This is a genomic window from Leifsonia sp. Ger2509, assembly GCF_055231915.1.
In genome coordinates this window covers 1,363,236-1,375,980 of sequence record NZ_JBUYVB010000003.1, presented here as the reverse complement: position 1 = coordinate 1,375,980, position 12,745 = coordinate 1,363,236, and the positions used below count along the sequence as shown (strand labels likewise).

Annotated in this window: 12 protein-coding genes; 6 read left to right on the top strand and 6 right to left on the bottom strand. The window is 69.4% G+C overall.

Annotated elements, in window-relative coordinates; translation table 11 throughout:
• Positions 1-53 precede the first annotated feature (53 nt).
• The 3 genes from aceA (at position 54) to ACV7NN_RS06785 (ending at position 3,720) form a co-directional block, all read left to right on the top strand.
• Positions 54-1,379, top strand: coding sequence for an isocitrate lyase (gene aceA, locus ACV7NN_RS06795; protein ID WP_463348813.1), 1,326 nt, complete (start codon positions 54-56; stop codon positions 1,377-1,379).
• 23 nt (positions 1,380-1,402) lie between these two features.
• Positions 1,403-3,034, top strand: coding sequence for a malate synthase A (aceB, locus tag ACV7NN_RS06790; protein WP_463348812.1), 1,632 nt, complete (start codon positions 1,403-1,405; stop codon positions 3,032-3,034).
• Between the two features lie 152 nt (positions 3,035-3,186).
• A complete protein-coding gene (locus ACV7NN_RS06785; RefSeq protein ID WP_463348811.1) occupies positions 3,187-3,720 on the top strand; it encodes a GNAT family N-acetyltransferase in 534 nt (177 codons plus the stop codon).
• 56 nt (positions 3,721-3,776) lie between these two features.
• On the opposite strand, the gene ACV7NN_RS06780 is transcribed toward ACV7NN_RS06785, so the two are convergent.
• Positions 3,777-4,745: an NADP-dependent oxidoreductase gene (locus ACV7NN_RS06780; protein WP_463348810.1), complete on the bottom strand. Its 969-nt coding sequence runs from the start codon at positions 4,743-4,745 to the stop codon at positions 3,777-3,779.
• A 259-nt stretch (positions 4,746-5,004) separates the two neighbouring features.
• Here ACV7NN_RS06780 and ACV7NN_RS06775 point away from each other — a divergent pair, with 259 nt between their 5' ends.
• Entirely contained in the window at positions 5,005-5,769 is a 765-nt protein-coding gene (locus ACV7NN_RS06775; protein WP_463348809.1) for a DUF998 domain-containing protein, read from the top strand.
• Here ACV7NN_RS06775 and ACV7NN_RS06770 read toward each other — a convergent pair.
• The 5 genes from ACV7NN_RS06770 to ACV7NN_RS06750 all read right to left on the bottom strand — a co-directional run bounded on the left by ACV7NN_RS06770 (position 5,753) and on the right by ACV7NN_RS06750 (position 10,749).
• Positions 5,753-6,385 (bottom strand): YqaJ viral recombinase family protein, encoded by a 633-nt coding sequence (locus ACV7NN_RS06770; protein WP_463348808.1) that lies wholly within the window; start codon positions 6,383-6,385, stop codon positions 5,753-5,755. The two genes, ACV7NN_RS06775 and ACV7NN_RS06770, sit on opposite strands and share 17 nt — an antisense overlap.
• Before the next feature lie 4 nt (positions 6,386-6,389).
• On the bottom strand, positions 6,390-7,439 hold the full coding sequence (locus ACV7NN_RS06765; protein WP_463348807.1) for a Gfo/Idh/MocA family protein: 1,050 nt from the start codon (positions 7,437-7,439) through the stop codon (positions 6,390-6,392).
• Between the two features lie 202 nt (positions 7,440-7,641).
• Positions 7,642-8,376 (bottom strand): ThuA domain-containing protein, encoded by a 735-nt coding sequence (locus tag ACV7NN_RS06760; protein ID WP_463348806.1) that lies wholly within the window; start codon positions 8,374-8,376, stop codon positions 7,642-7,644.
• 17 nt (positions 8,377-8,393) lie between these two features.
• The gene (locus ACV7NN_RS06755; RefSeq protein WP_463348805.1) at positions 8,394-9,500 is read right to left on the bottom strand and encodes a Gfo/Idh/MocA family protein; all 1,107 of its coding nucleotides are present in this window, start codon (positions 9,498-9,500) and stop codon (positions 8,394-8,396) included.
• 55 nt (positions 9,501-9,555) lie between these two features.
• Positions 9,556-10,749 (bottom strand): ROK family protein, encoded by a 1,194-nt coding sequence (locus ACV7NN_RS06750; RefSeq protein ID WP_463348804.1) that lies wholly within the window; start codon positions 10,747-10,749, stop codon positions 9,556-9,558.
• A 141-nt stretch (positions 10,750-10,890) separates the two neighbouring features.
• Between ACV7NN_RS06750 and ACV7NN_RS06745 the strand changes: the two genes are divergently transcribed.
• Positions 10,891-11,634, top strand: coding sequence for a sugar phosphate isomerase/epimerase family protein (locus ACV7NN_RS06745; protein WP_463348803.1), 744 nt, complete (start codon positions 10,891-10,893; stop codon positions 11,632-11,634).
• Complete coding sequence (locus tag ACV7NN_RS06740; protein ID WP_463348802.1) at positions 11,631-12,743, top strand: Gfo/Idh/MocA family protein; 1,113 nt, start codon at positions 11,631-11,633, stop codon at positions 12,741-12,743. The genes ACV7NN_RS06745 and ACV7NN_RS06740 overlap by 4 nt, the downstream gene beginning before the upstream one ends.
• Positions 12,744-12,745: the final 2 nt, after the last annotated feature.

The following is a 12,745-nucleotide window of genomic DNA, read 5'->3' as shown; positions in this document are numbered from 1 at the left end:
GTGGCACGAATGATCGATGCAAGAGCCCGACCCGCTACCGATGGAGGACCGACGTGAGCACCGCAGACAGCAGCACCAGCAGACCCGGCGACGTGACGCAGACGGCAGCCGAGCTGCAGCTCGAATGGGATGCGGACCCGCGCTGGGAGGGCATCCGCCGTGACTACACCGCCGCCGACGTGGTCGCCCTCCGCGGCACCGTGCGGGAGGAGCGCACGCTCGCGCGCCGTGGCGCCGAAAAGCTGTGGGAGCTCATCCACGACAACGGCAGCGCGGACGACCCGCAGTGGGTCGCCGCCCTCGGAGCGCTCACCGGCAACCAGGCCGTGCAGCAGGTTCGCGCCGGCCTGAAGGCCATCTACCTCTCCGGCTGGCAGGTCGCTGCTGACGCGAACCTCTCCGGCCAGACCTACCCCGACCAGAGCCTCTACCCGGCGAACTCGGTGCCCGCCGTCGTCCGCCGCATCAACAACGCGCTGCTGCGCGCCGACCAGATCGCCTCCACAGAAGACGGCGGCGACCAGCGCGACTGGCTCGCCCCGATCGTCGCGGATGCGGAAGCCGGGTTCGGCGGTCCGCTCAACGCCTACGAACTCATGCACTCGATGATCGAAGCCGGCGCGGCCGGCGTGCACTGGGAGGACCAGCTGGCGAGTGAGAAGAAGTGCGGGCACATGGGAGGCAAGGTGCTCGTGCCGACCGGGCAGCACATCCGCACCCTCAACGCAGCGCGACTGGCTGCGGACGTCGCGGGCGTCCCGACGATCGTGATCGCCCGCACGGACTCCCTCGCGGCGTCGCTGCTCACCAGTGACCACGACGAGCGCGACCGCGCGTTCCTCACCGGCGGGCGCACCGCCGAAGGCTTCTACGAAGTGCGCAACGGTCTCGACCCCGTGATCGCGCGCGGCCTGGCCTACGCGCCGTATGCCGACCTATTGTGGGTCGAATCCGCCGAGCCCGACCTGGACCTCGCGCGCACGTTCGCCGAGCGCATCCACCGCGACTTCCCCGGCAAGAAACTCGCCTACAACTGCTCGCCGTCGTTCAACTGGCGATCCCACCTCGACGACGACCAGATCGCCCGGTTCCAGCGGGAGCTCGCGGCCATGGGCTACGCGTTCCAGTTCATCACGCTGGCCGGGTTCCACGCCCTCAACCACTCCATGTTCACGCTCGCGACGGACTACGCCGAGCGCCACATGAGCGCCTACGTCGAACTGCAGGAAGCCGAATTCGCTTCCGAGCGTCACGGCTACACCGCGACCCGCCACCAGCGGGAGGTCGGCACGGGCTACTTCGACCGGATCGCGACAGCGCTCAACCCTGACAGCGCGACGCTCGCCCTGGTCGGCAGCACCGAGTCCGAACAGTTCTGACACTTTCAAGAAGGAGAAAGACCATGATCGAGATCACGGGAGCGATCGGGGATCGCTTCGACGAGATACTGACGCCTGAGGCGATCGAGTTCCTGCGGGAGTTGCACGAGCGCTTCGCTGCACGGCGGCACGAACTGCTCGCCGAACGCCTGCGCAAGCGCGTCGACGCCACCAACGGGCGCGACCCGCAGTTCCTGCCGGAGACCCAGAGCATCCGCGAGGACGCGTCGTGGCGGGTCGCGGGAGCCGGCCCCGGCCTCGAGGACCGGCGCGTCGAGATCACCGGACCGACCGATCCGAAGATGACCATCAATGCGCTCAACTCGGGGGCGCGGGTGTGGCTGGCAGACCTCGAGGATGCGACGAGCCCGACCTGGGCGAACATCATCGGCGGCCAGGTCTCGCTGTTCGACGCGGTTCGGGACGCGATCGCGTTCACGAGCCCCGAGGGCAAGCAGTACACCGTCACAGCGCAGGAGACGCCGACGATCGTCGTGCGCCCACGTGGCTGGCACCTCGTCGAGAAGCACATCGAGTTCACGGATCGGGCCGGCCGGTCCATGGCGGCGTCCGCCAGCCTCGTCGACTTCGGTCTGTACTTCTGGCACAACGCCGCCCGGCTCGTCGCGGCCGGACGCGGGCCGTACTTCTACCTGCCGAAGCTCGAGAGCCACGAGGAGGCACGCCTCTGGAACGACATCTTCGTCTTCGCCCAGGTGTACACGGGGATGCCCGTGGGCACGATCCGCGCGACGGTGCTCATCGAGACCATCCAGGCGGCGTTCCAGATGGAGGAGATCCTCTACGAGCTGCGCGACCACTGCGCGGGCCTGAACGCCGGCCGCTGGGACTACATCTTCAGCATCATCAAGACCTTCCGGTCGCGAGGGCGGCGCTTCGTGTTCCCGGACCGCAAGCAGATCACGATGACCGTCCCGTTCATGCGCGCATACACCGAACTGCTCGTCGCGACCTGCCATCGCCGGGGTGCGTATGCCATCGGCGGCATGAGCGCGTTCATCCCGAACCGGCGCGATCCGCTGGTGACCGAGCAGGCCCTCGAGAAGGTCGGAGCCGACAAGCGGCGCGAAGCCGGTGACGGGTTCGACGGGACCTGGGTCGCGCATCCGGACCTCGTGGCCACGGCGCAGGCCGAGTTCGATGCAGTACTCGACGGCCGGCCGAACCAGCTGGAGCGCCGGCGCGACGACGTCCACGTCGACGGCGCGCAGCTGCTCGACATCGGTTCGATCGGCGGCGAAGTGACGCTCGAAGGCGTCCGCGACAACGTCACGGTCGCGCTGAGGTACATCGAGGCGTGGTTGCGCGGCATCGGTGCTGTGGCGATCGACAACCTGATGGAAGATGCGGCCACCGCGGAGATCTCGCGATCGCAACTCTGGCAGTGGATCGAGAACCGCACGGTGACGGCGGAGGGGATCCTCATCGATACCGAGCTGGTGACGCGCATCCTCCTGCAGGAGACAGAGCGCCTCGGCGGGACTCCGAGGAACCGCTTCGCGGAGGCGGCGGATGTGCTCAGCGACGTCGCGCTGCAGCCGGAGTTCCCGACATTCCTGACGATCGGGGCGTACGCGCGCTACCTCGTTGACGAGCCGTCGTCGGCCGAGGATTCGCTCGCACTCGCCGGCTGAGTCGCGTTCGTCGTTCAGGAGATCGTGTGACGGGAGTGGCTCCTGGGGCGTACTTGGCCCGCGGTGCGCCACTCCCGTGCACTCCTGTCACACGGATTCCTGAATTGCTCGCGCGGCATTGCGGCCGGCTGGATGCTCGCTACAGTGGGCGGATGACCGTGACCGTCCGACCGGCGACCACCGAGGATGCGCCCGCGCTCGCCGCGGTCGCAGCCGCGACCTTCCCGCTCGCGTGCCCGCCGCACACGACCGACGAGGCGAAGGCTCACTTCATCGCGACCGTGCTCTCCGAGGAGTGCTTCGCTCTGTACCTCGCAGACCCGACGAGGGATGTCCTGCTCGCCGAGTCAGCGGACGGCGCGGCCGTCGGGTACGCGATGCTCGTCCACGGCGAACCGGCCGATCCGGATGTGGCGGCCGTCGTCCGCGTGCGGCCCACGATCGAGCTCAGCAAGTGCTACGTGCTCCCCGGGCACCACGGCGCCGGGGTCGCAGGACTCCTCATGCGCGCGAGCATCGACGCCGCGTCGGCCCGGAACGCCCGCGCCATCTGGCTCGGCGTCAACGAGGAGAACGAGCGAGCCCAGCGCTTCTACGGCAAGCACGGGTTCGAGCGGATCGGGTCGAAGCGTTTCCTCGTCGGCGATCGCCTCGAGCACGACTGGGTGATGGAGCGCGCGCTCTGACGCGGACCGGCGGGCGCTGAGCCGGCGGGCGCTGAGCCGTCGCGCCCGGGCCGAGTTCAGCCCTCGGCCACCTTCAGCACGAGCTTGCCCCTGGTGTGCCCCAACTCGAGCATCCGGTGCGCATCGGCCACGTCGTCGAGGTCGAAGATGCGGTCCACGTGCACGCGCACCGCGCCGGATTCGAGCAATCGCGCGACCACGGCGAGGCTGTGGCCGTCCGGCGCGACCTTGAACGCGGTACCGCGCACACCGGCGGCCGCGACCTGCTCGGCGAACCCGGGCCAGCTGCCCGTCGGCACGTTCACGATCAGCCCGCCGGGCCGCAGCACGCTCAGCGAACGCGAGCCGGTGTCGTCGTGGACGTTCCCGACCAGGTCGATCACCACATCCACCTCCGAGACGACGTCCTCGAAGCGGGTGCTCGCGTAGTCGACGACCTCGGAGGCACCGAGCTCGCGCAGCCATCCCAGGTTGCGCGCCGAGGACGTCGCGATCACGTGCGCACCGAAGTACGAGGCGAACTGCACGGCGAAATGGCCGACGCCTCCGCTGCCGGCGTGGATGAGCATCCGCTGCCCCTCGTGGGCCTTGGCCACCTCGACGACCATTCCCCAGGCGGTCAGCGCTGCGACCGGTGCTCCCGCCGCCTCGATGTGCGAGAGGGTGCTCGGCTTGCGCACGACGCTGATCGACGGCACCGTGACGTACTCGGCGTATGCTCCACCGAACCGGGGGACCATCACCATGCCGAAGACCTCGTCGCCCGGCTTGATCGGATGCGCGTCGTAGGGGGACTGCACGACGACGCCGCTGAAGTCCTGGCCGAGGACGCTGGGGAAATTGCGGATGGCCCCGTAGACGCCGCGACCGGAGCGGGTCTTCGCATCGATCGGGTTCACGCCCGCGGCGACCACTTTGACCAGGAACTCGGCGCTCACCCGCTCGGGGACGACGAGGTCGGCCACACGGAAGACCCCCGGCTCCCCAGGTCCGTCGATGACTGCGGCCCGCATGGTCTCGTGCATGAATCGTCCCCTCGTCGTCACCGCTGACAGTCCGCACCGCCGGTCGGGCCGCGCCACGTGTCGTATCCCAGTCAAACCCGCCAATGCGTCACCCGTGTTACGGGGGCGTCACCGGTTGTGAACAATCCGTTTCGAATACCCCCTCTCGGTGTCCGGCCGACCGGTCGGGTTGTGCACGAACCGCTCAGGTCCGCGGGTTACGATTCTTCGCAATGCCGGACGGATCCGCCGCCGGCCCGTCGACGGCGAGGAGTTCCGGGTGAGAGGTGTGTCCGGTCCGCTGGCCCGTGCGTGGCAGCGCGCGACTCCCGCACTCGTCGTCTTCGGCACCGGCTCCGTCCTGAGTGGGCTCGTGATCATCTGGGCAGCACGCTTCACCGTGCCGTACCCGGTCTACGTCAGCGAACTGGGCGCCGTGAGCGCACCCACTGCCGGGGCGTTCGAGGTGGCACTGCTCTGCATCGCCGGCGGCGGGATCGCCATCGCGCTCGCCGCAGGCCACGCCCGGCCGGATGTGCCGGTACTGAACCGCTGGCTCCCCGCGGTCACGATCGGCTTCGCCGGGGCCTGCTTCGCCGTCGCCTCGCAGGTGACGTGCACCGCGACGTGTCCTGTGCCCATCGTCGATTCGCGCTCGACCGTGCAGGATCTCACCCACACCGTGTTCGCGGTGCTCGGGTTCGCGGCCGCCTGCTACGCGATGCTGCAGGTCGCCTTCTCGCGCCGCCGGCCGCGTATCGCGCGCTTCTCACTGGTGAGCAGCATCGCTGTCGGCGTGATCTCCGGTGCGGGCGGTCTGCTCGCCCTGGTGCACATCGCGGTCGACTTCGGAGCGTGGCTGGAGTTCGCGGGCATGACCGTGGCGATCGCGTGGCTCGCGACGTACGGCCTCGCGCTCATCGTCGAGGGGCGCGATCCGCGGCTCGCCGCCGTGCACCTCCGGGAGCCGCACAGCGCCGAAGCCCACGAGCGGATGCGCGAGCCCGGCTGGCCGGGGCCGTCCGGGCTCAGCGAGTCCGCATAAGGGTCGCCAGCAGCTGGTCCGCGAGGTGGACCAGAATCGCGATCTCGTTCTCGTCGCGGTCGATCCAGCGGCACTCGGGCTCCCCGGCGATCGGGACGAAGTCGTCGTGCTGCTCCCAGACGAACAGGGTGCGTTCGGCACCGATGACGTACTGCTGCCACCAGACCTGCCGCAGATAGTGGCGGGGGATGCTGCGCCAGCTCTTGTTCGTCGTCTTGATCTCGGCGAGCTCGATGGTCCCGTCGTCGCGCAGGACGATGCCGTCCGGTGTCGCGAGGTGCCGGCGGCTCGATTCGGCGTGGAAGAGCGCGTCGCTGGGCTCGATGCCGTACTTCGCGCGCACCCACGAAGCGATCTGAGGTTCGCGTGCCCGGCCGTGCTCGGTGTACACGTTCCCCGTGAAGCCCGTGCCATGCAGCTTGTCGAGCGCGGCGTTGTGAACGGATCGCGGCGTCGACAGCTTGGCGACGTCCGTGGCGGTGATGCCGCGGCTCCGCGCCCGCAGCCAGGCGACGCGGTCGCTCGCGCGGGCCACGATGCGGGTCTCGTACGAGAGATGGGCGGGTTTCGCCGTCACGTCGACCTCCCAGGGGAAGGTCAACATCAGGTCGGTCACCTGTCTATTGTGCCCCGGCGGCGACGTCCCGGTAGCCCACTTGGCGGCGAGCCTCGTCGATGGTCTCCAGAGTCGTGATCGCCTCGTCGAGCGGATGGAGCGGCGAGTCGCTCAGTCCGTCTGCGATGTAGCGGGCGAGCGCGGCGGCCTCGTACGACATCCCCTGCCGGTGCGGCCGGCCGAACGGGTCGGACCAATGCAGGATCTCCCCGTCGGACGCGTGGAACCGGATGCCGCTCGGGCCCCAGAACGGAGCATCCGTCTCGATCCTCCCCACGGTTCCGCTGATGGTGCCGAGGGAGGGTGTGCCCGACAGAAGGCTCGTGCTGAGGAGCGCCTGGCCGCCGCCGGGGGAGGTGAGGACGAGCGCCACCTGGGCGTCGACGCCGGTGGGTGCGAGCTCGCCGGTCGCGAAAACGCGTTCCGGCGTTCCGAGGGCGAAGGACGCCCAGGAGACGACGTAGACGCCGAGGTCGAGCAGGGCGCCTCCGGCGAGGGCCGGCGCCCACAGCCGGCCGGACGGGTCGTAAGGGGCGGCCCCGCCGAAGTCCGCGGTGACGACTTTCACGTCACCGAGCATCCCATCGGCGAGCAGTTGCCGGGCGATGTCCGTCTGCGGCAGATAGCGCGTCCACATGGCCTCCATGGCGAACACGCCCGCCGCCCGTGCGGCCTCCGCGATCCCGCGGGCGTCTGCCGCCGTCACGGCCATCGGCTTCTCGATCAGCACATGCTTGCCCGCGGCGATGGCGAGATGCGCGTGGGCGGCATGCTCGCTGTGCGGCGAGGCGACGTAGATCACGTCGACCGCGGGGTCGGCGACCAGCTCCTCGTACGAGCCGTGGGCGCGGTCGAAGCCGTGGTGCACGGCGAACGCGGCCGCACGGTCGAGACTGCGTGACCCGACGGCGACGACCTGCTGGCGGGTATGGGCCCGCAGCGCGTCGACGAAGTCGTGTGCGATCACGCCCGGCGCGAGGATGCCCCAGCGCAGGGGAGGGGCATCGGCCGGATCCGTGTGGCGGGGCGTCGGAAGGAATTCGAGTCTGGTCACCGTCTCAGTCTGGCCGATCCGTCCGCTCGGAGGCGAGAGGGGCTAGTTCGATGTATTCGCGCCTCGGACAAATATGCGCTATCGTAAAACACGAATCACGATAACACTGGTGATTCGATCCCAGACCGGGGTGCACGGCGCGATTTCCCCCCGCCATCAAAAGCGGTGCGCCTCGGTCTGGCACTCTCCGGCTCGAGGCGATTCAGCGCGCGAACCAGTCCACCGACGGGTTCGAGACCTCGGGGATGCGCCGCTCGCCCTCGGCAGGAGCCGCCCACCGCACCCCGTTCGCGAGCACCCGGCGCACCTGCGGGTGGAAGTACACCGGGTACTCCTGGTCGCCCGGGCTGAAGTAGAAGATCTTGCCGCGACCCCGGGTGAACGTCACGCCGGAGCGGAACACCTCGCCGCCGGTGAACGAGCTGATGAACACGAGATCGTCCGGCGTCGGGATGTCGAAGAACTCTCCGTACATCTCCTGGTGGTCGATCACGATCGGCTGCTCGACGCCCTGGGCGATCGGATGCGTGGGTGCGACCGTCCACACCACCTCGCGTTCGGCTTCGTTGCGCCACGCCAGCGAGCAGGTCGTGCCGAGCAGCCGGATGAAGATCTTCGAGAAGTGACCGGAGTGCAGCACGATCAGACCCATGCCGCCGAGCACGTGCCTGCGCACCCGCTCGACGATCTCGTCGTCGACCTGGTCGTGGGCGATGTGCCCCCACCAGAGGAGCACGTCGGTTGCGGCGAGCACCTCCTCGCTCAGGCCGTGCTCCGGATCCGCCAGGGTGGCGGTGCGGATGCTGGCCCCGTCGAGCAGGCCGGCGAGCCCTTCCGCGATCGCGCAGTGGATCCCGTTCGGGTAGATCGCCGCGATCTCGGGCTGGGTGGTCTCGTGCACGCCTTCGTTCCAGACGGTCACACGCAGTGCGCTCATCGTTCTTGTCCTCTCCGTCAGGCGGTCGCCGGCGCGAGGACGACCTCGGCCCCAGCGGCGGCGGATTCGTAGCACGCGTCGATCACGCGTGCGCGTTCGAGTGCGAGCGAGCCGTCGTAGTCAGCCCAGTGCCCGGTGTCGCGGACGTGCCCGATGAAGGTCTCGACCACCGCACGGTGGCCCCGCCCCGGGTCCGCCTTCACGACGACGTCTTCGCTCGTCTCGTCCTGTCCGGTGAAGATCGTCAGCTCGCCCACCGGCGCGTAGTCGACGACCCGAAGGTCCGCGCCGCCCTCGGTGCCGTAGATCGTGATCCCGAACTCGTCGCCGGCCGGCCGGTACGCGGCCCAACTGGTCTCGATCATCAGGGACCCGCCGCCTTCCAGCCGCAGCAGAACGCTCGCGAGGTCTTCGACCTCGTAGGCCGATCCCACCTGCTGCTTCGCGGAGACCGCGCCGCCGAGTCCGCGGGTTCCGAGTTCGGCATGGGTCACGGCCGAGACCGCTGTCACGGTCGGTTCGCCGAAGAGGTGGAGCGCATAGTCGAGTACGTGCACGCCCAGGTCGATCAGCGGGCCTCCGCCGGCCATCTCGCGGTTGGTGAACCAGCTGCCGAGCGCTGGGATGCCCGCGCGGCGCAGCCAGATCGCCCTGCCGTGATACGGCCGCCCGATGGTTCCGGCGTCGATGGCCGCTTTGAGGGCTTCGATGTCTCCCCGGCGGCGGTGGTTGAAGGCGATCTCGAGTACGCGCCCTGCCGAGCGTGCCGCATCCACCATCGCCTGCGCCTCCGTCGCGCTGCGTGCGATCGGCTTCTCGCAGAGCACGTGCATCCCGGCTTCGAGCGCGCCGATGGTGATCGGAGCGTGCAGGAAGGTCGGAACCGCGACACTGACGATGTCGAGATCTCCCTCGGCGACCAGGTCCTTCCAGTCCCGGTGGAGGCGGGCCACGCTGTACTGGTCGCCGAGCTCTTCCCGCGCCTCGTCCTCCATCCCGGCGAGGGCGACGAGTTCGACGCCGTCGAGCGCAGCGAACGCGTCCATGTGCTGCTGGCCCGCCCATCCGAGCCCCACCACTCCGACGCGCAGCGCCGGCTTGCTGTCCTTCGTCTTCGTGCTCATGACGAGTCCTTCCGTATGCGTTGGGTGTTCTGTGCCTTCCGGGAGCCGGGATGCGTCAGCGCCGGACGGGCGTAGAGCGTGCGATCTCGGGATCGAGGACGTGCTGGATGACCATGATGGCCGCACCGAGCACGCCGCCGGTCTCGCCGGCCTTCGACTGCGTGATGGTCACATGCTGGGTCGCGAGGGGAGTCGATCGCTGGTAGACGACCTCGCGGACCCCGGCGAGCAGTTGTTCGCCGACGCGGGAGATGCTGCCGCCGATGACGACGACGGACGGGTTGAGGAGGTTGACGCAGGTCGCCACGACTTCGCCGAGGTCGCGGCCGGCCTGGCGGATCGCCTGCAGGACGACCGGGTTTCCGGTGCGGGCGAGGGTCACGACGTCCTCGCTGGTCGCAGCGGGGATGCCGGCCGCGGTCAGGGAGCGCGCGATCGCCGGCCCGCTGGCGAGGGCTTCGAGATCCGCATCTTTCGCGCTGTGAGTTGCGGTCTCCGCGGTGAAGGGCACGCGGACGTGCCCGAGGTCGCCCGCCGACCCCTGGGCGCCGCGCTGGAGGCGCCCACCGTTGATGATGCCGGCGCCGATTCCGGTGGCGACCTTCACGAAGAGCAGGTCGGACTGGTCGCGCCAGGCGGTGGCCTGCTCGCCGAGCGCGAGGAGGTTGACGTCGTTGTCGACGAGCACGGGCATGCCGGGGAAGCTCGCGCCGACGAAGGCGGGGATGTCGAAGCGATCCCAGCCGGGCATGATCGGCGGGTTGATCGGCATGCCGGTCGAGTGCTCTACCGGGCCGGGCACACCGATACCGATGCCGATCAGGTCGTCCAGCGGCCGGCCGGTGTCGGCGACCAAACGTTCCGCGGTGGCGAGCGCCCAGCCGAGCACGGGCTCCGGCCCGTCTTCGATCGCGAGTCTGCGGGACTCGCTCTCGAGGATGGTGCCCGCGAGATCGGCGATGGCGACCACCCCGTGCGTCGCACCGAGGTCGATGGCGACGACCATGCGCGACTCGGGCCGGAACGCGATGCGCGCGGGCGGACGGCCGCCGGTCGAGACAGCGTCGCCGGCGGGGCTGATCAGGCCGGAGGCGGCGAGCGAGTCGATGCGGGTCGAGATGGTCGAGCGGGCAAGGCCGGTGAGCTCCGCGAGCTGGGCCCTGGTGCGTGGCACGCCGTCGCGGAGGATCGCGAGGAGCGACGCGGCTTCGGGCGCCACGAGGGGCCGCTCCCGCACGAAGTCGCTCATGGAAGTCATTGAATCACATTGTCTCCGCGCGCACAGCAAAAGATGGCGATCGGCAGGCGACTTTTGATTGACAACCGACAGAAGTCTGGTTGAATGGAGGCACGCCCAGCGCGCATCCAGAATCACTCGACGAGGAGAATCGTGACCCAGTCCAAACTTTCCGTGCAGCTCTACACGGTGCGGGAACTTCTACAGGAAGACACGGCCGGAACGCTCCAGCGTCTCGCCGACCTCGGCTTCACCCAGGTCGAGCCGTTCGCATTCGTCTCCTTCGGCGAAGCACTGGCCCGCGGTCTGGCGGACGCCGGCCTCAGCGCCCCGACCACGCACCAGAGCTTCATCGGCAGCGATGCTGCTCCCGTGTTCGAGGCCGCGAAGGCGCTCGGCATCGAGACCGTCATCGACCCGTACGTCACCCCCGACCGCTGGACCGCCCAGGCGGACATCGACGAGACGGCCGCCCAGCTCAACGCCGCGGCCAGGGTCGCCGCCGACCACGGGGTGCGCGTCGGCTACCACAACCACGCTCACGAGCTCGAGAACACCGTCGACGGCGTCACCGCGCTCGAATACTTCGCCGGTCAGCTAGACGACGGCGTCGTGCTCGAAGTCGACACCTACTGGGTCGCCGTCGGCGGCCACGACCCTGTCGAACTGCTGAAGCGGCTCGGCGACCGTGTCGTCGCGCTCCACATCAAGGACGGCCCCGCCACCACGGAGACGAAGGACCAGGTCGCCGTCGGACAGGGCTCGCTCCCCGTTGCGGACATCATCGCGGCGGCCCCGGATGCGCTCCGCGTCATCGAGCTGGACGACTCGCGCGGCGACCGCTTCCAGGCCATCGCCGACAGCTACACCTACCTCACCTCGAAGGGCCTCGCATGAGCGCGGGAACCGGCCGGGTCGGCGTCGGCATCATCGGCGCCGGGGTCATCAGCACCGAGTACCTCACGAACCTCACGGCGTTCCCCGACCTCGAGGTGCGTTTCATCGCCGACATCGACGAGGCGCGCGCACGCAGCCAGGCGGCCGCGTTCGGCGTCGCGGGGTCCGGCTCGGTCGACGAGCTGCTCGCCGACGACGCGATCGAGATCGTCGTCAACCTGACCCTCCCCAGGGTCCACGTCGAAGTGGCACTCCGTGCGCTCGCCGCAGGCAAACACGTGTGGAGCGAGAAGCCGTTCTCCCTCGACCGCGAGAGCGGCCGGGAACTTCTGGATGCGGCCCACGCCGCCGGGCTGCGCGTCGCAACCGCGCCCGACACCTTCCTCGGTGCGGGCATCCAGTCTGCGCGCCGGCTCGTCGAGAGCGGTGCGATCGGCGCACCGCTGACCGCACTGACCCTGATGCAGAGCCCCGGCCCTGAGTCCTGGCATCCGAACCCGGACTTCCTGTTCCAGGAGGGCGCCGGCCCGCTCTTCGACATCGGCCCGTATTACATCACCACGCTGGTGCAGCTGTTCGGCCCGGTCGCGAAGGTGAGCGCTGCGGTGTCCAAGGCCCGCGAGACCCGCATCATCGGCTCCGGCCCGCGCGCGGGCGAAGAGTTCAGCGTGACGGTTCCCACCCACGTCAGCGCGCTGTACGAATTCGAGAACGGCACGACGGCGCAGTGCGTGTTCAGCTTCGACTCGAAGCTCGCGCGTACGCAGTTCGAGGTCGCCGGTGCGGAGGGCACGCTCGTCGTCCCCGATCCGAACACGTTCGACGGAGACCTCGTCATCCATCGCAGCCGCGACGAGGTGGAGACGATCCCGGCACACGGGTCGACGAGCACGCGCGGAACCGGCGTGCTCGAGCTCGCGCGCGCCATCCGTGCCGGTCGCCCGGAGCGCGCATCCGGAGAACAGGCGTACCACGTGCTCGACGTGATGGTCTCGACGATCGAGGCCGGCACCTCCGGAACCCCCGTCGTCGTCGAGAGCACCGTCGACGTCGCGCCCAGCCTGCCTGAGGACTGGGATCCGCGGGCTTCCACCCTCGCGGGAGCCTGACC

Excerpts from the sequence above, each read along its gene's own strand:
- aceB (WP_463348812.1), top strand. The coding sequence starts at position 1,403 with ATGATCGAGATCACGGGAGCGATCGGGGATCGCTTCGACGAGATACTG.
- ACV7NN_RS06785 (WP_463348811.1), top strand. The coding sequence starts at position 3,187 with ATGACCGTGACCGTCCGACCGGCGACCACCGAGGATGCGCCCGCGCTC.
- ACV7NN_RS06780 (WP_463348810.1), bottom strand. The coding sequence starts at position 4,745 with ATGCACGAGACCATGCGGGCCGCAGTCATCGACGGACCTGGGGAGCCG.
- ACV7NN_RS06760 (WP_463348806.1), bottom strand. The coding sequence starts at position 8,376 with ATGAGCGCACTGCGTGTGACCGTCTGGAACGAAGGCGTGCACGAGACC.
- ACV7NN_RS06755 (WP_463348805.1), bottom strand. The coding sequence starts at position 9,500 with ATGAGCACGAAGACGAAGGACAGCAAGCCGGCGCTGCGCGTCGGAGTG.
- ACV7NN_RS06750 (WP_463348804.1), bottom strand. The coding sequence starts at position 10,749 with ATGAGCGACTTCGTGCGGGAGCGGCCCCTCGTGGCGCCCGAAGCCGCG.
- ACV7NN_RS06740 (WP_463348802.1), top strand. The coding sequence starts at position 11,631 with ATGAGCGCGGGAACCGGCCGGGTCGGCGTCGGCATCATCGGCGCCGGG.